The 24186-nt window shown below is 69.5% G+C and carries 21 protein-coding genes; 20 read left to right on the top strand and 1 reads right to left on the bottom strand.

Going from position 1 to position 24186, the window contains the following annotated elements:
* Positions 1–373 precede the first annotated feature (373 nt).
* The 19 genes from rho to ABD385_RS13260 all read left to right on the top strand — a co-directional run bounded on the left by rho (position 374) and on the right by ABD385_RS13260 (position 19765).
* Entirely contained in the window at positions 374–2401 is a 2028-nt protein-coding gene (gene rho, locus ABD385_RS13350; RefSeq protein WP_344575406.1) for a transcription termination factor Rho, read from the top strand.
* Positions 2402–2770: 369 nt separating this feature from the next.
* Positions 2771–3895, top strand: a complete 1125-nt coding sequence (locus ABD385_RS13345) for an LCP family protein (protein ID WP_344575405.1) — start codon at positions 2771–2773, stop codon at positions 3893–3895.
* 152 nt (positions 3896–4047) lie between these two features.
* Positions 4048–4272, top strand: a complete 225-nt coding sequence (gene rpmE / locus ABD385_RS13340; protein WP_344575404.1) for a 50S ribosomal protein L31 — start codon at positions 4048–4050, stop codon at positions 4270–4272.
* Between the two features lie 169 nt (positions 4273–4441).
* Entirely contained in the window at positions 4442–5521 is a 1080-nt protein-coding gene (gene prfA, locus ABD385_RS13335) for a peptide chain release factor 1 (protein WP_344575403.1), read from the top strand.
* A 36-nt stretch (positions 5522–5557) separates the two neighbouring features.
* Positions 5558–6403, top strand: coding sequence for a peptide chain release factor N(5)-glutamine methyltransferase (gene prmC / locus ABD385_RS13330; protein ID WP_344575402.1), 846 nt, complete (start codon positions 5558–5560; stop codon positions 6401–6403).
* Between the two features lie 82 nt (positions 6404–6485).
* Positions 6486–7133, top strand: a complete 648-nt coding sequence (locus tag ABD385_RS13325; protein WP_016570918.1) for an L-threonylcarbamoyladenylate synthase — start codon at positions 6486–6488, stop codon at positions 7131–7133.
* A complete protein-coding gene (locus tag ABD385_RS13320; protein ID WP_344575401.1) occupies positions 7133–7816 on the top strand; it encodes an arsenate reductase/protein-tyrosine-phosphatase family protein in 684 nt (227 codons plus the stop codon). Before ABD385_RS13325 ends, ABD385_RS13320 begins: the two co-directional genes overlap by 1 nt.
* Before the next feature lie 235 nt (positions 7817–8051).
* A complete protein-coding gene (locus tag ABD385_RS13315) occupies positions 8052–9440 on the top strand; it encodes a serine hydroxymethyltransferase (protein ID WP_344575400.1) in 1389 nt (462 codons plus the stop codon).
* Positions 9441–9584: 144 nt separating this feature from the next.
* Entirely contained in the window at positions 9585–10925 is a 1341-nt protein-coding gene (locus ABD385_RS13310; RefSeq protein ID WP_344575399.1) for an MraY family glycosyltransferase, read from the top strand.
* A 288-nt stretch (positions 10926–11213) separates the two neighbouring features.
* Entirely contained in the window at positions 11214–11651 is a 438-nt protein-coding gene (locus tag ABD385_RS13305) for a Cg1360 family ATP-synthase-associated protein (protein WP_016570922.1), read from the top strand.
* A 279-nt stretch (positions 11652–11930) separates the two neighbouring features.
* Complete coding sequence (gene atpB / locus ABD385_RS13300) at positions 11931–12725, top strand: F0F1 ATP synthase subunit A (RefSeq protein ID WP_344575659.1); 795 nt, start codon at positions 11931–11933, stop codon at positions 12723–12725.
* A 77-nt stretch (positions 12726–12802) separates the two neighbouring features.
* Entirely contained in the window at positions 12803–13072 is a 270-nt protein-coding gene (gene atpE, locus ABD385_RS13295; RefSeq protein ID WP_016570924.1) for an ATP synthase F0 subunit C, read from the top strand.
* 43 nt (positions 13073–13115) lie between these two features.
* Complete coding sequence (locus ABD385_RS13290) at positions 13116–13682, top strand: F0F1 ATP synthase subunit B (protein ID WP_016570925.1); 567 nt, start codon at positions 13116–13118, stop codon at positions 13680–13682.
* Entirely contained in the window at positions 13679–14494 is an 816-nt protein-coding gene (locus tag ABD385_RS13285; protein WP_344575398.1) for a F0F1 ATP synthase subunit delta, read from the top strand. Before ABD385_RS13290 ends, ABD385_RS13285 begins: the two co-directional genes overlap by 4 nt.
* Positions 14495–14702: 208 nt before the next feature.
* Entirely contained in the window at positions 14703–16295 is a 1593-nt protein-coding gene (gene atpA / locus ABD385_RS13280) for a F0F1 ATP synthase subunit alpha (protein WP_344575397.1), read from the top strand.
* A gap of 20 nt (positions 16296–16315) precedes the next feature.
* Positions 16316–17233 carry a F0F1 ATP synthase subunit gamma gene (locus tag ABD385_RS13275; protein WP_344575396.1) on the top strand — a complete coding sequence of 306 codons (918 nt, stop codon included), beginning with the start codon at positions 16316–16318 and terminating at the stop codon, positions 17231–17233.
* Positions 17234–17238: 5 nt separating this feature from the next.
* Positions 17239–18681, top strand: coding sequence for a F0F1 ATP synthase subunit beta (gene atpD, locus ABD385_RS13270; protein WP_344575395.1), 1443 nt, complete (start codon positions 17239–17241; stop codon positions 18679–18681).
* Positions 18682–18786: 105 nt separating this feature from the next.
* Positions 18787–19170 (top strand): F0F1 ATP synthase subunit epsilon, encoded by a 384-nt coding sequence (locus tag ABD385_RS13265; protein ID WP_344575394.1) that lies wholly within the window; start codon positions 18787–18789, stop codon positions 19168–19170.
* 145 nt (positions 19171–19315) lie between these two features.
* On the top strand, positions 19316–19765 hold the full coding sequence (locus ABD385_RS13260; protein WP_016577952.1) for a DUF2550 domain-containing protein: 450 nt from the start codon (positions 19316–19318) through the stop codon (positions 19763–19765).
* A 61-nt stretch (positions 19766–19826) separates the two neighbouring features.
* On the opposite strand, the gene ABD385_RS13255 is transcribed toward ABD385_RS13260, so the two are convergent.
* Positions 19827–21041: a cytochrome P450 family protein gene (locus ABD385_RS13255; protein WP_344575393.1), complete on the bottom strand. Its 1215-nt coding sequence runs from the start codon at positions 21039–21041 to the stop codon at positions 19827–19829.
* Between the two features lie 729 nt (positions 21042–21770).
* Between ABD385_RS13255 and ABD385_RS13250 the strand changes: the two genes are divergently transcribed.
* Positions 21771–24186: type I polyketide synthase (locus ABD385_RS13250; protein WP_344575392.1), on the top strand; the 2416-nt coding region annotated here is incomplete at its 3' end.

The raw sequence follows: 24186 nt of genomic DNA, 5'->3' as shown, positions 1-24186 counted from the left end.
CACACCGAGTGATCGACGATTGCCGGTCTAGAGAGGGGGAATGTTTGTTGGATCCGGTAGTGTTAACCTCAAGTCAGTACTCGACGCCAGTGTGGCGCGGTGCTTCGTGTCCCCCGTCGGGACCACTTTCTTCCGGGAGCCTCCCAAACTGCTTGGAGCTTTTGTCCTGAGCAGTAGTGAGCACGCTCCGGAATCGGCGTGTCGACAACAGTCAGACCCCAGATCTTCACGCCGGAGCCATGAATTGATCTTTCCGCCGTTTCCGGCGGGACCACCGCCCCGGCCCGGTCCGTTAGACCAAGGACCCAGCCGGACAGCACAACCGGTCGCCGAGCCAGACAGGCCGACGCCCGCTCCAGGGAAGGACCCCTTCGTGAGCGACACCACCGATCTGATGGGCGCGCGCACCGATGGCAGTGCCACCACGCCCGCCACGGACGCTCCCGCCGCGCCTGCCACCACGCGACGCCGCCGTTCCGGTACCGGCCTTGAGGGCATGGTCCTGGCCGAGCTGCAGCAGGTTGCCTCCGGCCTCGGTATCAAGGGCACCGCGCGGATGCGCAAGGGCCAGCTGATCGAGGTCATCAAGGAGCGCCAGGCCGCCGGCTCCGGGACTGCCGCCAAGGCCGACGCGCCCGCCGACACCGAGACCAAGCCGAAGCGCCGCACGACCTCCAAGGCCCGTACCGGCGAGGACGGTGCCGAGTCGGCCGCCAAGTCCGAGAAGGCCAAGTCCACCAAGGCCGAGGAGAAGGCGGGCGCCCAGCAGCAGATCGACATCCCGGGCCAGCCGGTCAGCGACGAGGCGCCGGCCGGTGAGCGGCGTCGCCGTCGGGCCACCGCCCCCGCGGGCAGCCCGGACGCCGACGTCCGCACCGAGTCCAAGGCCGAGGCCGCCACCGCGGTCAAGACCGAGGCCCGTACCGACACCGCGACCGCTCCGCAGGAGAGCGGCGAGGGCCGGACCGCCAAGGGCGGCGACCGCCAGGAGCGCGGGGACCGTCAGGACCGCGGCCAGAAGGGCGAGCGGGGCGAGCGCGGTCGGCGCGACCGCGACCGTGACCGTGACCGCGGTGACCGTCGCAAGAGCGACGCGGGCGACGGCGGCAGCCAGGGCGCCAACCGCCAGCGGGATCGCCGGGACGCCGACGAGGAGGACTTCGAGGGCGGTCGGCGCGGCCGGCGTGGCCGTTACCGCGACCGCCGCGGGCGCCGTGGCCGCGAGGACTTCGCCAACGAGCCGCAGGTGGCCGACGACGACGTGCTGATCCCCGTCGCGGGCATCCTGGACATCCTCGACAACTACGCGTTCATCCGGACCTCCGGCTACCTGCCCGGTCCGAACGACGTGTACGTCTCGCTCGCCCAGGTCCGCAAGAACGGTCTGCGCAAGGGTGACCACGTCACCGGTGCGGTCCGCCAGCCCAAGGACGGCGAGCGGCGCGAGAAGTTCAACGCGCTGGTGCGCCTGGACAGCGTCAACAGCATGGCGCCCGAACAGGGCCGCCAGCGTGCGGAGTTCGGGAAGCTGACGCCCCTTTACCCGCAGGAGCGACTGCGGCTGGAGGGCGAGTCGAGCGGCCTGACGACCCGGATCATCGACCTGGTGACGCCGATCGGCAAGGGCCAGCGCGGTCTGATCGTGGCCCCGCCGAAGACCGGCAAGACCATGATCATGCAGGCGATCGCCAACTCGATCACCCGCAACAACCCCGAGTGCCACCTGATGGTCGTCCTCGTCGACGAGCGTCCGGAAGAAGTCACCGACATGCAGCGGTCGGTCAAGGGCGAGGTCATCTCCTCGACCTTCGACCGCCCGGCCGAGGACCACACCACCGTTGCCGAACTCGCCATCGAGCGCGCCAAGCGCCTGGTCGAGCTGGGCCACGACGTGGTCGTCCTGCTGGACTCCATCACCCGCCTGGGCCGCGCGTACAACCTCGCGGCGCCCGCCTCCGGCCGCATCCTGTCCGGTGGTGTCGACTCGACCGCGCTCTACCCGCCGAAGCGCTTCTTCGGTGCCGCGCGCAACATCGAGGACGGCGGTTCGCTGACCATCCTGGCCACCGCGCTGGTCGAGACCGGCTCGCGGATGGACGAGGTGATCTTCGAGGAGTTCAAGGGCACCGGCAACCTGGAGCTCAAGCTCGACCGCAAGCTCTCCGACAAGCGCATCTTCCCCGCGGTGGACGTCGACGCGTCCAGCACCCGCAAGGAGGAGATCCTGATGGGCAGCGACGAGCTGGCCATCGTCTGGAAGCTGCGCCGGGTGCTGCACGCGCTGGACCAGCAGCAGGCCATCGAGCTGCTGCTGGACAAGATGAAGCAGACGAAGTCCAACGCGGAGTTCCTGCTCCAGATCCAGAAGACGACGCCGACCACGGGCAACGGCAACGACTGACGCCCGCGGCCGCGCCGCACGCACGATCGGGCCCCCTCACCCCCTGGGTGAGGGGGCCCGGTGCGTTCCGCGGCCGCCGTCGGGCGCCCGGGTGTGACCCGCGCCGCGCCGCGAGGTGCCCCGCTTGAGACCTTTCGCACAGATCCGTACCGCGTACGCAGTTTCTGTCGAGCCGAGCGTCGGGACGAAAGTCCTGGTGAGAGCGGCCCCGGTGGGCGTGCGGCGAGGCCGGGCGGGACGGCTTTCTAAGAAGACGCTCATGACGCGCTGTGCAACCCTTCCGGACAGCCTCCCGTCTGACAGGGCACTCAACTGCTCGTGGCAGGGGGACGGCCACGAGCAGTCGACCGACGAAGGACTGAGGAACAGATGGCGCAGAGCGACGGGACCGAGCAGCAGGCCGGCGGGCGAGGCCGCCCCCTGCGTGCCACCGGCCAGCGGCGCAAGGCCCCGAGCCGGCGCCGCCGCGTCCTGACCCGCACGCTGTGCGCGCTGGTCGGTGTCGTCCTGCTCGGTGGCGCCGGGCTCGGGTACCTCTACTTCAAGTTCAACGGCAACCTCACGGGCGTCGACATCAACGCCGCCCTCGGCACGGACCGTCCGAAGAACCTCGACAACGGCTCGATGGACATCCTCGTCATGGGTTCCGACTCCCGGGCCGGCAAGAACAGCTCCTACGGCAAGGACGAGGGCGGGGCGCGCTCCGACACCGCGATGGTGGTGCACGTCTACAAGGGCCACCAGAAGGCCAGCGTCGTCAGCATCCCGCGGGACACCCTGGTCACCCGCCCCGACTGCACCAAGGACGGGCGAAACGTCCCCGGGCAGCAGCGGGCGATGTTCAACACCGCCTTCGAGGTCGGCGGCCCGGCCTGCGCCGTCAAGACCGTCGAGTCGATGAGCGGCATCCGCATGGACCACTTCCTCGAAGTCGACTTCACCGGCTTCAAGAAGCTCATCGACGCGCTGGGCGGGGTGGACATCACCACCACCAAGGCGATCGACGACAAGTACAGCCACCTCCACCTCCAGCCCGGCAAGCACACGCTCAACGGGGAGGACGCCCTCGGCCTGGTCCGCACCCGGCACGGCGTCCCCGGCGGCGACGGCAGCGACCTCGGCCGGATCCAGCTCCAGCAGACCTTCATCAAGGCGCTGATGAAGCAGGTCCGCAGCGTCGGAGTGCTCTCCAACCCGGCCAAGCTCTACAACATCGCCGACACCGCCACCAAGGCCGTCACCACCGACACCGACCTCAACTCGGTCACCGCGCTGACCGGCCTGGCCAAGGAACTCGGCGGGATCTCGTCCGACGGCATCGACATGGTGACGCTCCCGGTGACCTACGACCCGGTCAACCCCGACCGGGTGCTGCCGCTCGCCTCCCAGGGCCGCAAGGTCTGGGACGCGCTCCGCCACGACCAGGACATACCCAAGGCCGCCATCAAGGGCTCCGCGGGTGACAAGGGCGGCACGTCCAACTACGTGAAGTAGCCGCCACCCCCCACGAGCTGCCCGGGAATAGCGGTGGCCGTACCCCGGTTTTGGGAGATACGGCCAGTCCTGGCAGACTGGACCGTCAGCCCCGGTTCACGTGACGCAATCCGCGCCACGACCCGGTGCACTCCCGAACCTAGGAGAATCCCTTGAAGCGCGACATCCACCCGGATTACGTCGAGACCCAGGTCAGCTGCACCTGTGGCGCGTCTTTCACCACCCGTAGCACCGTCGCCGGCGGCTCCATCCGCGCCGACGTCTGCTCCGAGTGCCACCCGTTCTACACGGGCAAGCAGAAGATCATGGACACGGGCGGCCGCGTGGCCCGCTTCGAGGCCCGCTTCGGCAAGTCCGCCCAGGCCGCCAAGAAGTAGCGACCCGCAAGGCGCCGGCCTCCGGTCGCCCCTGGACAAGGGGGACCGGACCGGCGTCTTTGTCGTCCGTACCCTCTGCCCTCCGGCCGAGGGGCCGGCCCGCCGCACCGCGGCAACGGGGCACAGCCACCCCGCGAAGCCACACCAGCAGTCAGCAGAGGAACACACGATGTTCGAGGCGGTCGAAGAACTTGTCGGCGAGCACGCCGACCTCGAAAAGCGGCTGGCCGACCCCGCGGTCCACGCGGACCAGCGCGAGGCCATGCGGCTCAACAAGCGCTACGCGGAGCTGACCCCGATCATCACCACGTACCGGGGCTGGAAGCAGACCGGCGAGGACATCGAGACCGCCCGCGAGCTCAGCCACGAAGACCCGGACTTCGCAGCCGAGGTCAAGGAACTCGACGCGCACCGCGAGGAGCTCACCGAGAAGCTGCGGCTGCTCCTCGTCCCGCGCGACCCCAGCGACGACAAGGACGTCATCCTGGAGGTCAAGGCGGGTGAGGGCGGCGAGGAGTCGGCGCTGTTCGCCGGCGACCTGCTGCGGATGTACCTGCGGTACGCGGAGCGGGCCGGTTGGAAGACCGAGATCCTCGACGCCAACGAGTCCGACCTCGGCGGCTACAAGGACGTCCAGGTCGCGGTGAAGACCAAGGGCGGCGGCGGGGCCACCGAACCGGGACAGGGCGTCTGGGCGCGGCTGAAGTACGAGGGCGGGGTGCACCGCGTCCAGCGGGTGCCCGCCACCGAGTCGCAGGGCCGGATCCACACCTCGGCGGCCGGCGTGCTGGTCACGCCGGAGGCCGAGGAGGTCGAGGTCGAGATCGTCGCCAACGACCTGCGGATCGACGTCTACCGCTCGTCGGGGCCGGGCGGCCAGTCGGTCAACACCACCGACTCCGCGGTCCGCATCACGCACCTGCCCACCGGCATCGTGGTCTCCTGCCAGAACGAGAAGAGCCAGCTCCAGAACAAGGAGCAGGCGATGCGCATCCTCCGCTCGCGGCTGCTGGCCGCGGCCCAGGAGGAGGCGGAGCGGGAAGCCTCGGACGCCCGGCGCAGCCAGGTGCGCACCGTCGACCGCTCGGAGCGCATCCGCACGTACAACTTCCCGGAGAACCGCATCTCGGACCACCGGGTGGGCTTCAAGGCGTACAACTTGGACCAGGTGCTCGACGGCGAGCTGGACCCGGTCATCCAGGCGTGCGTCGACGCCGACGCGGCGGCCAAGCTCGCCGCCGCACAGTAAGACTGCAAGACCCAGGACGGATCGGCTGGAGGACCAGTGAACCTGCTGCTCGCGGAGGTGGCCCAGGCCACCCAGCGGCTGGCCGACGCCGGCGTGCCCTCACCGCGCTTCGACGCGGAAGAGTTGGCCGCGCACGTGCACGGCGTCAAGCGCAGCCAGCTGCACACGGTCCCCGACGCGGACTTCGACGCCCGCTATTGGGAGGCCATCGCCCGCCGCGAGGCGCGCGAACCCCTCCAGCACATCACTGGCCGGGCGTTCTTCCGCTACCTCGAACTCGCCGTCGGGCCAGGGGTGTTCGTGCCCCGGCCGGAGACCGAGTCGGTGGTCGGCTGGGCCATAGACGCGGTGCGCGCCATGGACGTCGTCGAACCGCTGATCGTCGACCTGTGCACCGGCTCCGGTGCGATCGCGCTCGCCCTGGCGCAGGAGGTCCCGCGCTCGCGCGTGCACGCCGTGGAGCTCTCCGAGGAGGCCCTGGGGTACGCCCGCAAGAACGTCGAGGGGTCCCGCGTCGTTCTCCACCACGGCGATGCGTTCACCGCGCTTCCCGAACTGGACGGGCAGGTCGACCTGGTGATCTCCAACCCGCCGTACATCCCGCTCACCGAGTGGGAGTACGTCGCCCCCGAGGCGCGGGACCACGACCCGGAGCTGGCGCTGTTCTCCGGCGAGGACGGCCTGGACACCATCCGGGGCATCGAGCGGACCGCTCACCGCCTGCTGCGGCCGGGCGGCGTGGTCGTCGTCGAGCACGCCGACACCCAGGGCGGTCAGGTGCCGTGGATCTTCAACGAGGAACTGGGCTGGGCGGACGCGGCCGACCACCCCGACCTCAACAAGCGGCCCCGCTTCGCCACCGCCCGCCGGGCGACGCCATGAACCGCCCCGCTCCGGCGCCGATGCAGCCGATGCATCCGCAGTTTTCGTTCCGCGTAACCGTTCCGCACGAGGAGGACCGCTAATGGCACGGCGATACGACTGCAGCGACGCGACCGACCGCGCGACCGGCCTGCGTGAGGCCGCCTCGGCCGTCCGCCGCGGCGAGCTGGTCGTGCTGCCGACCGACACCGTCTACGGCATCGGCGCGGACGCCTTCAGCCCGGAGGCCGTCGGCGACCTGCTGGAGGCCAAGGGCCGCGGCCGGGGGATGCCCTCCCCGGTGCTGGTCGGGTCCCCCAACACCCTGCACGGCCTGGTCACCGAGTTCTCCGAGCAGGCGTGGGAGCTCGTCGACGCGTTCTGGCCGGGGGCGCTCACCCTCGTCGCCAAGCACCAGCCGTCGCTGACCTGGGACCTGGGCGAGACCCGCGGCACGGTCGCCGTGCGGATGCCGCTGCACCCGGTCGCGATCGAGCTGCTCAACGAGTTCGGTCCGATGGCGGTCTCCAGCGCCAACCTCACCGGCCACCCGTCGCCGCAGGACTGCGACGCCGCCCAGGAGATGCTCGGCGACTCGGTCTCCGTCTACCTGGACGCCGGCCCGACGCCCGCCGCCGTGCCGTCCTCCATCGTGGACGTCACCGGCAAGGTGCCGGTGCTGCTGCGCGCGGGCGCGCTGAGTGCCGAGGAGCTGCGCAAGGTCGTCCCCGAGCTCGAGGTGGCGAATTGATGCCGCCCCCGGGGCGTGGCATAGCGGGACCAGGCGACGACTTCGGGTCCGTCCCGGTGGACTCCACGGCCTGTTTCCGCATCCTCCACGTCAGCACCGGCAACGTCTGCCGCTCGCCGATCACCGAACGGCTGCACCGCCACGCCCTGGAGGAGCGGCTCGGTGACGGCCGCGGCTGCGGCCTCCTGGTGGAGAGCGCGGGCACCTGGGGCCACGAGGGTGCCCCCATGGAGACGCACGCCGCCACCGTGCTCGCCGACTACGGCGCGGACCCGGCCGGTTTCATCGGCCGCGAGCTGCTCGACGAGCACGTCATCCGGGCTGACCTGGTGCTCACCGCCACCCGCGACCACCGTGCCCAGGTCATCTCGATGGGGCACTCCGCCGGGCTGCGGACCTTCACGCTGAAGGAGTTCAACCGGCTGGTTCGCGCCATAGATCCGGCCACCTTGCCGGCGCCCGACCTGGACCTGCCGGACTGCGGGATGGTGGAGCGCGCCCGGGCCCTGGTCGGCGCGGCCGCCGCGCTGCGCGGCTGGCTGCTCGCCCCCAACCCGGAGTCCGACGAGGTCTACGACCCCTACGGCGCCCCGATCACGTTCTTCCGCTCCATCGGCGACGAGATCAACCGCGCGCTCGATCCGGTGGTCACGGCGCTGACCGGCGTCCCGGCGCCGGCGTAACGCCCCACGGGGCGCCGGGACGGCCCCCGCCCCCGCAACGGCCCGGGAAACGGCCCTGACGGCCCCTCTGCGGCCCGTGGGCCGGCTCCGGGACTCCGATGCCCCGCCCGCCGCGCCCGATCCCCCTGCCGCGCCTACATTGGGATTGGGCCCTGCCCGGGCGATGAGGCTTCGGACGGGCCCTGGGGGCACGAGACGACGTGCCCCTGGTCCCGTACGAGGCCCGGAGCAAGCGATGCCCGCCACCACCGCGTCATCCCGCCGTACGTCCCCCGCCGACCGCACCGCGGCAGCCGAGCCCCGCCTGGCCGCGGTGGCCGAAACCGCACAGCAGCAGGCGACCACCGCCGCCCGCGACGACGTCACCCGACCGCCCGGCTCCCCGGACTTCGCGGCGCTGCTGCGGCAGGACCCGGAGATCGCCGGCGTGCTGCTCGCGGAGAGCGCCCGGCAGAGCGACGGGCTCCAGCTCATCGCCGCCGAGAACTTCGTCTCCCCGGCGGTCCTGGCCGCCCTCGGGTCCCCGTTGAGCAACAAGTACGCCGAGGGCTATCCCGGCGCCCGGCACCACGGCGGCTGCGAGATCGTCGACCTCGCCGAGCGGATCGCGGTGGAACGCGCGAAGGCCCTCTTCGGCGCCGAACACGCCAACGTCCAGCCCCACTCGGGGTCTTCCGCCGTGCTGGCCGCCTACGCCGCCCTGCTGCGCCCCGGGGACACCGTCCTGGCGATGTCCCTGCCGCACGGCGGGCACCTCACGCACGGTTCGCCGGCCAACTTCTCCGGCCGGTGGTTCGACTTCGTGGGCTACGGCGTCGACGCGCGAAGCGGGCTGCTGGACTACGACGCGATCCGCGCCCTGGCCCGCGAGCGGCGGCCCAAGGCCCTGGTCTGCGGCTCGATCTCCTATCCGCGGCACGTCGACTACGCGGCGTTCCGCGACATCGCCGACGAGACCGGCGCCTACCTGATCGCCGACGTGGCGCACCCGATGGGGCTGATCGCCGGACGGACGGCGCCCAGCCCGGTGCCGTACGCCGACGTGGTCTGCGCGACCACGCACAAGGTGCTGCGCGGGCCGCGCGGCGGGATGATCCTCTGCCGCGGGCGGTTGGCCGAGCGCATCGACCGTGCGGTGTTCCCGTTCACCCAAGGGGGCGCGCAGATGAACGCGGTCGCGGCGAAGGCGGTGGCGTTCGCGGAGGCCGCCCGACCGGCGTTTCGGACCTACGCCCAGCAGGTCGTCGCCAACGCCCGGGCGCTGGCGCAGGCGCTGGGCGAACAGGGCCTGGTCCTTGCCACGGGCGGCACCGACACCCACCTGATCACCGCGGACACCGCCCCGCTCGGCGTCGACGCGCGCACCGCCCGCGGCCGGTTGGCCGCCGCCGGCATCGTGCTGGACACCTGCGCGCTGCCGCGTGCCGGGGCGCCCGCGGCGGCCGGCCCCTGCCCGACCGGCATCCGACTGGGCACCGCCGCGGTGACGACGCAGGGGATGACCGAGGCCGAGATGCGCCGGATCGCCGAGCTGATCGGGGCGGCGCTGCGGGAGGACGGCGCGGTGCGGGCCGCGGTCGCCGGTCTGGTCGGTCGGTTCCCGCCCTATCCGGATCAGGACTGAGCGCCAGTCGTCCGGGTCCGGACCGGTTCGGGCGGGTTCCGGAACCGTTCGTGGGCAGGTGGGCGTCCTTCCTGGTGTTCCCCGTATTCACGGCCTGGGGCCGGACGCGCATAAGGTGTGGGGCTGTGATGGCCAGCTATCTCGATGGGGCAGCCCGTGCGTGAATACCTGCTGACGCTGTGCGTCACGGCCGCGGTGACCTACCTGCTGACCGGCCCGGTGCGGAAGTTCGCGATCGCGGCCGGAGCGGTGCCGGAGATCCGCGCCCGTGACGTGCACCGCGAGCCGACTCCGCGGCTTGGCGGGATCGCGATGTTCGGCGGGTTGTGCGCGGGACTCCTGGTGGCAGGGCACCTGACCAACCTCAAGAGCGTCTTCGAGACCAACGAGCCGCGGGCACTGTTGTCCGGCGCCGCGCTGATCTGGATCCTCGGCGTCCTGGACGACAAGTGGGGCGTGGACGCGCTGGTCAAGCTGGGCGGCCAGATGATCGCCGCCGGCGTGATGGTCCTCCAGGGCCTGACGATCCTCTACCTCCCGGTCCCCGGCATCGGCACCGTCGCGCTGACGCCGATGCAGGGCACGCTGCTGACCGTCGCGCTGGTCGTCATCACCATCAACGCGGTGAACTTCGTGGACGGCCTGGACGGTCTGGCATCCGGCATGGTCTGCATCGCCGCGGCCGCGTTCTTCATGTACACGTACCGGCTCTGGTTCGGTTACGGCATCGAGGCGGCCGCGCCCGCCACCCTGTTCTCGGTCGTCCTGATGGGCATGTGCCTGGGCTTCCTGCCGCACAACATGCACCCCGCGCGGATCTTCATGGGCGACTCCGGCTCGATGCTGATCGGCCTGGTGATGGCGGCCGGCGCGGTCTCGCTGACCGGCCAGGTCGACCCGGACCTGCTCAACCAGAAGGCGGGCGGCCTGCGCGAGGCGACCCACGCGATGGTGCCGGTCTACATCCCGCTGCTGCTGCCGCTGACGATCATCGCGGTGCCGGTCGCGGACCTGATTCTGGCCATTGTGCGACGGACCTGGAAGGGCCAGTCACCGTTCGCCGCGGACCGCGGGCACCTGCACCACCGCCTGCTGGAGATCGGCCACTCCCACAGCCGCGCGGTGCTGATCATGTACTTCTGGTCGGCGCTGATCGCGTTCGGCGCGGTCGCGTACTCGGCGAACGACGCCAGCATGTGGATCGTCCTGGGGATCGTGCTGCTCAGCGCGGTCGGCCTGGTGCTGCTCCTGCTGCCGCGCTTCACCCCGCGGGCCCCGATGTGGGCCCAGCGGCTGGTCCCGCCGCGCTACCGCAGGGTCGTGCGGGAGCCGCTGTCGGCGACCGCGGCGGCGGGGGAGGACGCCGTGGACGGCGCGGTCGACGAGGAGCGTCGGACGCCGATTCCGGCCGGGATCCACGGGGCCACGGCCATCGGCGACCGGTCACGCTTCGTGGATCGCCGGAGGGCGGGGAGTCATCACTGAGGCACCTCGTCGTCGCCCGAACGTGCCGTAAGAATCGGGATGGTTGACCCCATACCAGACAATCGACGGCCCGTCAGTGCACCTATGGGCGGCGTCACTCTCACGTGTGACAGGATCCACACGAACCAGGTAAAGACCTCATCAAATAGTTTGTGATACCGTTCACGAAACCCGGCGATAGAGCCGAAGGGCCGTAGTGCGACGGTCCATTGGCCTCAGGTTCTTCCTCAGGCCGGGTCTACGCTCGTCCCTGACGACACCACCCCCACCCATTGCCGGAGCGCCACCATGCAGTCGAATGACGCCCGACTACTCCTCCACGCCGCTGTGCCCACCGTTGCCGCCGGCGCCATCGCCGTTGCCGTGAGCGGGGCGATCGCGGGTGCGACGGGAGCGATCGGCGCCGTCGTCGGCACCGTGCTGGTGGTGCTGGTGATGGGCGCAGGACTCATCGTCCTGCAGCAGACCGCGAAAAAGCTTCCGCAGTTGTTCCAGATGATGGGGCTGCTGCTGTACACCGTGCAGATCCTGTTCGTGGCGGTGTTCCTCATCGCCTTCAAGGACACAAACCTCTTCGACACCAAGGCATTTGCGCTCACTCTGCTCGCTGCCACCCTCGTGTGGATCGCCGCTCAGACGCGCGGTCACATGAAGGCGAAGATTCTGTACGTGGACCCCGACTCCGCGGAGGGCAAGAAGGCGGAGACGGCGGGGTCGCCGACGTGACACGTAGGGCCGAGATAAAAGGCCTCAGGCAGGCCTGCTATCGTCCGGTGCCAACTGCGGCGCTGATGGCGCAGGCGGCTGAGCTCCCGGAGTCCACGCGTAGGAACGGGAAGTTCTCGCGGCCGATGCCTGTGATCCGGTCCGGCCTAGTGTCGACCAGCCGCCCCCTAATCCGTAACACCAGTCCAGTGCCGCTCCGTGGTTCAACGCCGCGCCGACACAACGAGGTTGCCGTACCCATGCGCCACGCTGAAGGAGCTCGCGGTGAGTGCTGAAACGATGCTCGCCTTCGAGACCGATTGCCACATCTTTTCCGGGTGCGGCTTTGATGCCCCCGGGCTTCATAACTTCGTCTTCGAGCCGCTCTTCACCATCGGCGGCTTCGAGTTCAACAAGCCGATGCTGCTGGCACTGCTCAGCACGGTCGTTGTTGTGTGGTTCTTCTGGGCTGCATTCGGCCGGGCCAAGGTCGTGCCCGGAAAGCTCCAGTTGATCGGCGAGGCGGGTTATGACTTCGTGCGCCGCGGTCTCGTCTACGACGCGTTGGGCAAGAAGGAGGGGGAGAAGTACGTCCCCTTCATGGTCTCGCTGTTCTTCTTCGTCTGGATCATGAACATCTGGTCGATCATCCCCGTCGCCGCCTTCCCGGTGACGTCGGTGATCGCCTTCCCCGCGGGTCTCGCCGGGATCGTCTACATCCTGTGGGTCTTCCTCACGTTCAAGAAGCACGGCTTCGTCGGTGCCTTCAAGAACTTCAGCGGCTATGACAAGTCGCTCGGCTGGGTCCTGCCGCTGCTCATGATCATCGAGCTCTTCTCGAACCTGATCATCCGGCCGTTCACCCACGCGGTGCGTCTCTTCGCGAACATGTTCGCGGGCCACCTGCTGATCCTGATGTTCACCATCGCCAGCTGGTACCTGCTGAACGGGATCGGCTTCGTGTACGCCGGTGCCTCGTTCATCATGACTCTGCTGATGACGGCCTTCGAGCTGTTCATCCAGGCCGTCCAGGCGTACGTCTTCGTCCTTCTGGCCTGCAACTACGTCCAGGGCGCGCTCGCCGAGCACCACTGAGCACCCCGCCTCCCACCCCAAATAGCTGTCCGGTGGCCAACCCCCACCGGTACGTGAAACGAGAAGGAAGTAACGGCATGTCCGCTGCTCTCGAGATGGTCAACCACCTCGCCGCCGCCGGCGACTCCGCGAAGACCACGGTCGTCGGCAACGTCGCCGCCATCGGTTACGGCCTCGCCGCCATCGGCCCCGGCGTCGGCGTCGGCATCATCTTCGGTAACGGCACCCAGGCCCTGGCGCGTCAGCCCGAGGCCGCCGGCCTGATCCGCACCAACCAGATCATGGGCTTCGCCTTCTGTGAGGCGCTCGCCCTGATCGGCATCGTCATGGGCTTCGTCTACAAGTAAACCGAAGCCGCATCGACTACCCATCCAGACGGAAGGCACTGATGTGAACGCCCTGGTCAACTTGGCGGCGGAGGTTCCTGAGAACCCCCTCGTCCCGCCGATTCCAGAGCTGGTCATCGGCCTGATCGCTTTCTTCATCGTCTTCGGCTTCCTTGCCAAGAAGCTCCTCCCGAACATCAACAAGGTTCTGGACGAGCGTCGGGCGCAGATCGAAGGCCGGATCGAGGATGCCGAGGCGACTCAGGCCGAGGCCCAGCAGGTTCTCGCGGACTACCGGGCCCAGCTCGCCGACGCTCGTCACGAGGCCGCGCGCCTGCGCCAGGAGGCGCAGGAGCAGGGCGCGACGCTCATCGCCGAGATGCGCGCCGAGGGCCAGCGGCAGCGTGAGGAGATCATCGCCGCCGGTCACGCCCAGATCGAGGCGGACCGCAAGGCGGCTGCGCAGTCGCTGCGCCAGGACGTTGGCACCCTCGCCACCGAACTGGCCGGCAAGCTCGTCGGCGAGTCCCTTGAGGACCACGCCCGGCAGAGCCGGACCATCGACCGCTTCCTCGACGAGCTCGAGGCGAAGGCGGCGTCGGACGCGACGAAGGCTGAGGCCGGCCGATGAATGGAGCGAGCCGCGAGGCACTCTCCTCCGCACGCGAGCGTTTCGACGCGCTGACGGACAACGCGTCCGTCGACGCGGCGAAGCTCGCTGAGGAGCTGGCTGCCGTCACCGCTCTGCTCGACCGTGAGGTGTCGTTGCGCCGGGTCCTCACCGACCCGGCGCAGTCCGGCGAGGCGCGGGCCGAGCTGGTCCGTCGGCTGCTCGGCGGTCAGGTCGGCGAGGCCACCCTCGACCTGGTCTCCGGCATGGTCCGGGACCGCTGGTCGCGTTCGCGCGACCTGTCGGACGCGGTCGAGGAGCTGGCGCACAGTGCCGACCTCGTCGCGGCCCAGCGGGCCGACCGACTGGACGACGTCGAGGACGAGCTGTTCCGGTTCGGCCGGATCATCGCGTCCAACGGTGAGCTCCGCCGTGCGCTGACCGACCAGAAGGCGACGGTGTCCGCCAAGACGGAACTGCTGCACTCGCTGCTGGGCGGCCGGGCCAATCCGGTCACCGAGCGGCTGGTCGTCCGTCTTGTCGCACAGCCGCGGAGCCGTAGCCTGGAGGCGGGGCTCGACGCCCTCTCCAAGCTGGCTGCGACCCGCCGGGACCGGATGGTCGCGGTGGTCACCTCCGCGGCGCCGCTCAGCGACGGACAGCGGCAGCGCCTCGGCGCCGCACTGGCCCAGCTGTACGGCCGGCAGATCCACCTGAACGTCGACGTGGACCCCGAGGTCCTCGGCGGTGTGCAGGTCCGGATCGGCGACGAGGTCATCAACGGGACCATCGTGGAGCGCCTCGACGAGGTGTCTCGGCGGATGGCCGGCTGACCCAGCCACCAACTCAAGAGCTGCACACCCGGCGGCCGCACCCCGGACCCGCCGGACCGACAGGTCCGGCCGCGGTCCGGACGACGCCCCGGGGAACAGCACAAGCACGACGGCGGCCCGAGTTGGGCCGTAGGCGGAGATGTCGGGGGACGAGCCCCCGGACAGCCGCAAGTAACTTCGGGCCCAACAAGGAGAGCAGGGAACCCAGATGGCGGAGCTCACGATCCGGCCGGAGGAGATCCGGGACGCGCTGGAGAACTTCGTCCAGGCGTACAAGCCGGACGCGGCCTCGCGCGAAGAGGTCGGCACGGTCAGCGATGCCGGTGACGGCATCGCGCACGTCGAGGGCCTGCCCTCGGCGATGGCGAACGAACTGCTGAAGTTCGAGGACGGCACGCTCGGTCTTGCGCTGAACCTGGAAGAGCGCGAGATCGGTGCGGTCATCCTCGGAGAGTTCAGCGGCATCGAGCAGGGCCAGCCGGTGCAGCGCACCGGTGAGGTGCTCTCGGTCGCCGTGGGCGAGGGCTACCTCGGCCGCGTCGTCGACCCGCTGGGCAACCCGATCGACGGCCTCGGCGAGATCGAGACCGAGGGCCGTCGTGCCCTGGAACTGCAGGCCCCCACGGTCATGCAGCGCAAGTCCGTCCACGAGCCGATGGCCACCGGCTACAAGGCCGTCGACGCCATGACGCCGGTCGGCCGCGGTCAGCGTCAGCTGGTCATCGGTGACCGCCAGACCGGCAAGACCGCCCTGGCCGTCGACACGATCATCAACCAGCGCGACAACTGGCGCTCCGGCGACCCGAAGAAGCAGGTCCGCTGCATCTACGTCGCCATCGGCCAGAAGGGCTCCACCATCGCGTCGGTGCGCCGCTCGCTGGAGGAGAACGGTGCGCTGGAGTACACCACCATCGTCGCCGCCCCGGCGTCCGACCCGGCGGGCTTCAAGTACCTGGCCCCGTACACCGGCTCGGCCATCGGTCAGCACTGGATGTACCAGGGCAAGCACGTCCTGATCGTCTTCGACGACCTCTCGAAGCAGGCCGACGCCTACCGCGCCGTGTCCCTGCTGCTGCGCCGCCCGCCGGGCCGTGAGGCCTACCCGGGTGACGTCTTCTACCTGCACTCGCGTCTGCTGGAGCGCTGCGCCAAGCTCTCCGACGAGATGGGCGCCGGTTCGATGACCGGTCTGCCGATCGTCGAGACCAAGGCGAACGACGTGTCGGCGTTCATCCCGACCAACGTCATCTCCATCACCGACGGCCAGTGCTTCCTGGAGTCGGACCTGTTCAACGCGAACCAGCGTCCGGCGCTCAACGTCGGCATCTCGGTCTCCCGCGTCGGTGGTTCCGCGCAGCACAAGGCCATGAAGCAGGTTTCCGGCCGGCTCCGCGTGGACCTCGCCCAGTACCGCGAGCTGGAGGCGTTCGCCGCCTTCGGTTCCGACCTGGACGCGGCCTCCAAGGCGCAGCTGGAGCGCGGCAAGCGCATGACCGAGCTGCTGAAGCAGGCCCAGTACGCGCCGTACTCGGTCGAGGACCAGGTCATCTCCATTTGGTCGGGCACCAACGGCAAGATGGACGACGTCCCGGTCGAGGACATCCGCCGCTTCGAGCGGGAGCTCCTCGACTACCTCCACCGTGAGAAGAAGGACCTCCTGACCAGCATCCGCGAGGGCGGCAAGATGTCGGACGACACCCTCGGAGCGATCTCCGAGGCCGTCGACGGCTTCAAGCGGCAGTTCGAGACCTCGGACGGCAAGCTGCTCGGCGAGGACGCCCCGGCCGGCACCGGCAAGTGACGACGGAAGGGACCTGATCCATGGGAGCCAAGCTCCGGGTCTACAAGCGTCGCATCCGTTCCGTCACCGCGACCAAGAAGATCACCAAGGCGATGGAGATGATCGCCGCCTCGCGCGTCGTCAAGGCGCAGCGCCAGGTGGCGGCATCGACGCCGTACGCGAGTGAACTGACCCGCGCGGTGACGGCGGTTGCCACGGGCTCGAACACCCAGCACCCGCTGACGACCGAGGTGGAGAAGCCGGCCCGCGCCGCACTGTTGCTCATCACGAGCGACCGCGGTCTGGCCGGTGGCTACTCCTCCAACGTCATCAAGGCCGCGGACCTGCTCACCGAGCGGCTCAAGGCCGAGGGCAAGGAAGTCGACGTCTACATCGTCGGCCGCAAGGGCGTGTCGTACTACAACTTCCGCGAGCGCAAGGTCGTGGAGGCGTGGACCGGCTTCACCGACAGCCCGACGTACGCGGACGCGAAGAAGATCGCCGCACCGCTCATCACGGCCGTCCAGCAGGACACCGCCGAGGGCGGCGTGGACGAACTCCACATCGTCTACACCGAGTTCGTCTCGATGATGACGCAGACGGCGATCGACAACCGTCTGCTGCCGCTCAGCCTCGACAAGACGGCGGAGTCGGAGGACGTGCCCAAGGGCGAGGTCCTCCCGCTGTTCGACTTCGAGCCGTCGGCCGAGGACGTCCTGGACGCCCTGCTGCCGCGGTACGTCGAGTCGCGGATCTACAACGCGCTCCTGCAGGCCGCCGCCTCCAAGCACGCCGCCACGCGGCGCGCGATGAAGTCGGCGACCGATAACGCAGAAGACATCATTAAGTCGCTCTCGCGGCTTGCCAACGCGGCCCGACAGGCCGAAATCACCCAGGAAATCAGCGAGATCGTCGGCGGCAGTGCCGCACTGGCCGACGCGACCGCGGGGAGTGACTGACAACTATGACCACCACTGTTGAGACGGCCGCTGCCACGGGCCGCGTCGCCCGGGTCATCGGCCCGGTCGTCGACGTGGAGTTCCCCGTCGACGCGTTGCCGGACATCTACAACGCGCTGCACGTCCAGGTCGACGACCCGGCCACCCCGGGCGAGAAGCGGACGCTGACCCTGGAGGTTGCACAGCACCTCGGCGAGGGCCAGGTCCGTGCGATCTCCATGCAGCCCACCGACGGTCTGGTCCGCCAGGCCCCGGTGGTCAACACCGGCGCGGGCATCACCGTCCCGGTCGGCGACATCACCCAGGGCAAGGTGTTCAACACCCTCGGTGAGATCCTGAACGACCCGGAGGCCGCTTCGCAGGTCACCGAGCGTTGGGCGATCCACCGCAAGGCCCCGGCGTTCGACCAGCTCGAGTCGAAGACCGAGATGTTCGAGACCGGCCTGAAGGTCGTCGACCTGCTGACCCCGTACGTCAAGGGCGGCAAGATCGGTCTGTTCGGTGGCGCCGGTGTCGGCAAGACCGTTCTGATCCAGGAAATGATCATGCGTGTGGCGAAGCTGCACGAGGGCGTCTCCGTCTTCGCCGGTGTCGGCGAGCGCACCCGTGAGGGCAACGACCTCATGGACGAGATGGAGGAGGCCGGCGTTCTCGACAAGACCGCGCTGGTCTTCGGCCAGATGGACGAGCCCCCGGGCACCCGTCTGCGCGTGGCCCTGGCCGGTCTGACCATGGCGGAGTACTTCCGCGATGTGAAGAAGCAGGACGTGTTGTTCTTCATCGACAACATCTTCCGCTTCACCCAGGCCGGTTCCGAGGTCTCGACCCTGCTGGGTCGCATGCCCTCGGCCGTGGGTTACCAGCCGAACCTGGCCGACGAGATGGGCATCCTGCAGGAGCGCATCACCTCGACCCGTGGTCACTCGATCACCTCGATGCAGGCGATCTACGTCCCCGCGGACGACCTGACCGACCCCGCGCCGGCCACCACCTTCGCGCACCTGGACGCCACCACCGTTCTGTCGCGTCCGATCTCGGAGAAGGGCATCTACCCGGCGGTCGACCCGCTGGACTCGACGTCCCGGATCCTGGACCCCCGGTACATCGCGCAGGAGCACTACGACACCGCCTCGCGCGTCAAGTCGATCCTGCAGAAGTACAAGGATCTGCAGGACATCATCGCGATCCTGGGCATCGACGAACTCGGCGAGGAGGACAAGATCATCGTCCACCGCGCCCGTCGCATCGAGCGCTTCCTGTCGCAGAACACCCACGCTGCCAAGCAGTTCACGGGTGTCGACGGCTCGGACGTCTCGCTCGACGAGTCGATCACCGCGTTCAACGCGATCGCCGACGGTGAGTACGACCACTTCCCCGAGCAGGCCTTCTTCATGTGCGGCGGCATCGACGACCTGAAGAAGAACGCCAAGGAGCTGGGCGTCTCCTGACCCCACCGGTCCCGGAGGCGGCCCTGGCCGCCTCCGGCCCGTACGACCACTAGTATTTGACCCAACACCTGCCACACCAGGCAGGTGGAGACCCGAGGAGCCATCGTGGCTGAGCTGCACGTCGAGTTGGTCGCCGCGGACCGTCAGGTCTGGTCCGGCGAGGCCAGCCTGGTCGTCGCGCGCACCTCGTCGGGCGACATCGGCGTCATGCCCGGACACCAGCCGCTGCTCGGCGTGCTGCAGTCGGGCCCGGTGACGATTCGTACGACCGGTGAGAGCGGGGACGGCACCGTCGTCGCCGCAGTGCACGGCGGCTTCATCTCGTTCGCCGACAACAAGCTGTCCCTGCTCGCAGAGGTGGCCGAGCTGTCGGACGAGATCGATGTCCAGCGCGCGGAGCGGGCCCTGGAGCGAGCGAAGTCGGCGGCCGACGCGGCCGCCGAGCGTCGCGCCGACGTCCGGCTGCGTGCGGTGACGGGCGTTCACTGAGCCCCGTCACCGACGAGATCGATCCTCAGCCGCGGGCTGCCCGGAGTTCCGGAGCGGTCCGCGGCTGAGGCAATGCAGGTGCGTTTCCCTGCCCCCGGACTCCACCCGGGGGTACCCCCACAGCGAAGCGAGGAGGTCGGTCGAGATGGTCCTCGCTCTGCTTGTGAGCGGCATCGTCGTGGTACTGGTGCTGCTGGGCCTGTTCGTCTTCGGATTGCGGCGCAGGCTCATCCAGAAGTCCGGGGGGACGTTCGACTGCAGCCTCCGGTGGAACGTGCCGGAGGAGAGCGGCGACCCCAGCGGCAAGGGCTGGATCTACGGGGTGGCCCGCTACAACGGTGACCGGGTGGAGTGGTTCCGGGTCTTTTCGTACGCGCCGCGCCCGCGGCGGCTGCTGGAGCGGGCCTCCATCGAGGTGGTCCAGCGGCGCACCCCGCAGGGCGAGGAGGAACTCGCGCTGCTCTCGGACGCCATCGTGCTCACCTGCCGGCACCGCGGGACGCGGCTGGAGCTGGCGATGAGCGAGGACGCGCTGACCGGTTTCCTGGCGTGGCTGGAGGCGGCGCCGCCAGGGCAGCGGGTGAACGTGGCCTGAGCGGCGCCTCGGCGCCGGCCGGTGCCGGTGACGTTCGACCCGCTGCCGTCGGGCGGATGCCTCACACGATGACCGGCAGCTTCTCCAGACCGTGGATGATGGTGCTGAAGCGGTAGGTCAGCTCGTCGAGGGCGACCGCCGGCTTGATGTCGGGGAACCGCGCCAGGAGGCGGCCGAGGGCGATCTCCCCCTCCATTCGGGCCAGGGGAGCGCCGAGGCAGAAGTGCGCGCCGTGGCCGAAGCCGAGGTGACCGCCCGCGGGACGGGTGACGTCCAGGCGGTCCGGGTCCGCGAAGCGGTCGGCGTCGCGGTTGGCGGCCAGCAGGGAGACCACGACGAGTTCGCCGGCGGGGATGGTCACGCCGCTGAAGGTGACGGGTTCCGCGGTGGAGCGGAACGTGGCCGTGTTGATCGGCCCGTCGTAGCGCAGGAACTCCTCGATCGCGCCCGGCAGCAGTGCCGGGTCGGCCCGTAGGGCGGCGAGCTGGTCGGGGTGGCGCAGCAGCGCGAGGACGGAGTTCCCGATGAGGTTGACGGTGGACTCGTTGCCGGCGACCAGCAGCAGCAACGCCATCGAGATCAGCTCGCCCTCGCTGAGCCGGTCCTCTTCGTCCCGGACCTGTACGAGACTCGAGAGCAGGTCGTCGGCCGGGCGGGCGCGCTTCTCGGCGAGGAGTGCGCCGAGGAAGGCGAACATCTGCTGGCCGGCCTCGGCGGTCTCGGCGGCGTCGGCCGAGGAGAGCAGGGCGTTGGACCAGTCGGTGAAGACGCCGCGGTCCTTCGGCGGGACGCCCAGCAGGTCGCAGATGACGATGATGGGGAGCGGGAGCGCGAAGGAGGCGAGGAGGTCCACCTCGCTGCCCCGCGGCAGGTCGTCGAGCAGGTCGTCGGTGACCTCTTCGATGCGGGAGCGCATCGCGGCGACCGTGCGCGGGGTGAAGGCGCGGTTGACGAGCCGGCGGAGTCGGGTGTGGTCCGGCGGGTCGGTGTTCAGGAGGTTGCCGGACAGCTCGTCGACCCAGCTCTCCCGGGCTTCCTGGCTCACCAGGTGGTTGCGCAGCACGCCGTCCACGTCGGACTTGTCGGAGCGCAGCCGTGGGTCGGAGAGGGCGGCGCGGACGTCGTCGTAGCGGGTGAGCAGCCAGACCGCCAATCCCTGCGGCAGCACCACCTTCTGCACCGGCGCCTGGTCGCGCATCTTCGCGTACAGGGCGTGCGGGTCGCGCAGGCTCTCGGGGGTGAAGGCGTCGGCGTGGGGGAGGGAGCTGTTGCTCATGATGCCTCCGTGAAGTGTCGGACGGCCCGGAGGGCCGGAACGCAGGCCGTCACCCCGGCAGTTGCGGACCGTCGGAGGGATGCGCACCGCATCGTGGCAGCGCTCGTGCGAGGGAGTGACGGGACCTGGGGGCGGGCTCCCCGGCGGTGCAGCCCGGTCGGAACGTACGGCGGCGGTGTGCTGTGCAATGGCTAGGTATTGCAATCGCAATGGAATGGTGGCGTCGGGCCTGCCTGCCGTACGGCTATGGATCATAAGGCATGGATTCGGCCGCGAAAAGAGGTCGATCAACTTCCTTTACTTGCGGGAGAGTTGGGGCGGTCGGCGGGGCGCGGTCGGGGTGCGGTGCGGGGGCCGGGGCCGGCTCGGTGCGGGGGCGATGGGGTGGCTGGCCTGGGGATTCCGGGTGACTGCGGGGGGCCGGGGCGATGTCCGCTCGCGGGGCGAACGGGCCGGTGGGTCACCGAAGTTCAGCCTTCCGACCCTTGCGCGTTCCGCCCTCGCGTGGTCCGGATCGCGCCGCATCCGGCGGGGGCCGGTCCGGTCGGCGTGGCGTGGTGACAGCAGAGCGTTCATGTGATCGGAAAGTCCTGGCGCAACGGCGGAATCGATGTATAGGCTGCCCGAGCCGGGGTGGTGACCATCCCCCGTGCCTTCGTAGTGCACCACATCGCCAAAGACTTTCAGCTTGAACGAGCTCGTGTGCCAGCGAAAATGGGGGATAGCAGGGTGGCTGTGTCGTTCGTGCCAGAAGAAGAGTCCGAGCAGACCCCGGACGTCGCAATCGTCGGTATGGTGGGAAGCTTCCCCGGAGCGACCGGCGTCGGGGAACTGTGGGACCTTCTGTGCACGGGGCGCGAGGGATTAACCCACTTCACCGAAGACGAACTCCTGGCGCACGGGCGGGAATCCCACCTGGTTGCCGACCCGCGCTATGTGCGCTCGCACGGCGTCATACCAGACGTCGACCTCTTCGACACGGCCTTCTTCGAGTTCACCCCCGCCGAGGCCGAGATCATCGACCCTCAGCAGCGGCTCTTCCTGCAACATTGCCATGCCGCACTGGAGGACGCGGGATACGATCCCTCCCGTTTCCCGGGACTCATCAGCGTGTATGCCGGCGCGGCCATCAACACGTACCTCCAGAACAACGTCTTGCCGAACGTGGACCAGACCACGACGTCCAACCACTTCGCCGTCATGGTCGGAAACGACAAGGACTATCTGGCGACCCGGGTCGCGTACAAGCTGGACCTCAAGGGCGCCGGCTACACCGTGCAGACCGCCTGCTCCACCTCGTTGGTGGCCATCCACCTCGCCTGCCAGGCACTGGTCAACGGCGAGTGCGACATGGCGCTGGCCGGCGGGGTGACCGTCAAGCTTCCGCAGGAGAAGGGGTACCTGTACGAAGAGGGCGCCATCCTGTCCAAGGACGGCCACGTACGGGTCTTCGACGCCGGGGCCAGCGGGACGGTGCTGGGCAACGGAGTGGGCGTCGTGGTGCTCAAGCTGCTGCGCGACGCGCTCGCCGACGGCGACACCGTGCACGCGGTGATCAAGGGCACGGCGACCAACAACGACGGATCGCTGAAGGTCAGTTACGCCGCGCCGGGCAAGGACGGGCAGGCCGCGGTCGTCGCCGAGGCGCACGCCGTCTCCGGCATCGACCCCGAGACGATCGGGTACGTCGAGGCGCACGGCACCGGGACCCGACTGGGCGACCCGGTCGAGGTTTCCGCACTCAGTCAGGCATTCCGTGCGGCCACCGAGCGAAAGGGCTTCTGCGGCATCGGCTCGGTAAAGTCCAATCTTGGACATCTTGATGCCGCCGCGGGCGTCACCGGGGTCATCAAGACCGCCCTCATGCTGCGCCACAAGGCGCTGGCCCCCACGATCAACTTCGATCGCCCCAATCCCGAAATCGACTTCGCGAACAGCCCGTTCCGGGTCGTCGACGAGTTCCGCCCGTGGGAAAGCGACGGCATTCCGCGTCGGGCCGGGGTCAGCTCCTTCGGAATCGGTGGCACGAATGCCCACGCGATCCTCGAAGAGGCACCGGAGAGCGCTCTCACCGATCCCGGGGCGCCGGAGCAAATACTCGTCCTGTCGGCGAAGACCGCCACCGCCCTGGAGGCGATCACCAGGAATGTGGCGGGCCACCTTCGGGCCCATCCGGACCTTTCCGCGGCCGATGTGGCCTACACGCTGGCGGTCGGCCGACAGCAGTATCCGTACCGTCGCGCGGTGCTCTCCCATGGCGATGCCGGTGCTGCCGCGGAAGCCCTCGAAGCGGCTTTGCGAGAGAATTCCGAGGCGGCTGGGAATTCCGCACCGAAGGCGGTACGGACGGCAATTCCGCTGCATTTCGTCTTCCGGGACGAGCTGGCCGACGCGGCGGCCCTCGCCGCCGAACTTTGCTCAAGTGAAGAACCGTTCAAGAGGTACTACCAGGCTGCGCGGCGGGCCGGGGCCGGCAAGCGGGGCGCGGCCGGTACGGGCTTCGCGGTGCAGTACGCCCGCGGCCGGGTGTGGCTGGAGCGGGGCCTGGTGCCCGCCGTCGCGTACGGGCGGGGGACGGGTGGGTTGGCCGCGGCGTGCGTGGCCGGTTCGCTCACGCTCAAGGACGCGATGGCGCTGCTGGACCAGGGCCCGGGCGCCGTGGACGCGTTCGTGCAGGGACTCGCGGAAGGACGTCCCGAGGGGCGGCGCAGGCCACGGTTCGCGGTGAAGCCGCTGACGGCACAGGGGCGTTCGGCGGACGACGGTGCCGCGGTGGTGCTGGAGGTGGGCGCGGAGGGGCCGCTGGAGACCGTGCGTCGGGTGTGGCTGGCCGGCGGCACCGTCGACTGGTCCGGGCACTTCGCCGACCAGCGACGTCGCCGGATCTCGCTGCCCACCTATCCCTTCGAGGGCCGCCGCGTCTGGATGGACGAGCCGGTGCGCGCGGCCGGGTCGGCCGAGGGGTCAAGTGCGCCCGCTGCCGCGGCTGGTGTGGGTGGGTTGCATCCGTTGGTGGATGCGAATGTGTCGTCGTTGTTTGAGCAGCGGTATGTGGCCAGGCGGGATGGGGGTGAGTTTTATTTGGCTGATCATGTGGTGTTTGGGCGTCGGGTGTGGCCTGCGGTGGCGTATGTGGAGTTGGCGC

It is taken from the genome of Streptomyces lunalinharesii (assembly GCF_039532155.1).
GTDB lineage: Bacteria > Actinomycetota > Actinomycetes > Streptomycetales > Streptomycetaceae > Streptomyces > Streptomyces lunalinharesii.
The sequence above is the reverse complement of the archived record's forward strand: the minus strand, read 5'-3'. Positions and strand labels throughout refer to the sequence as shown.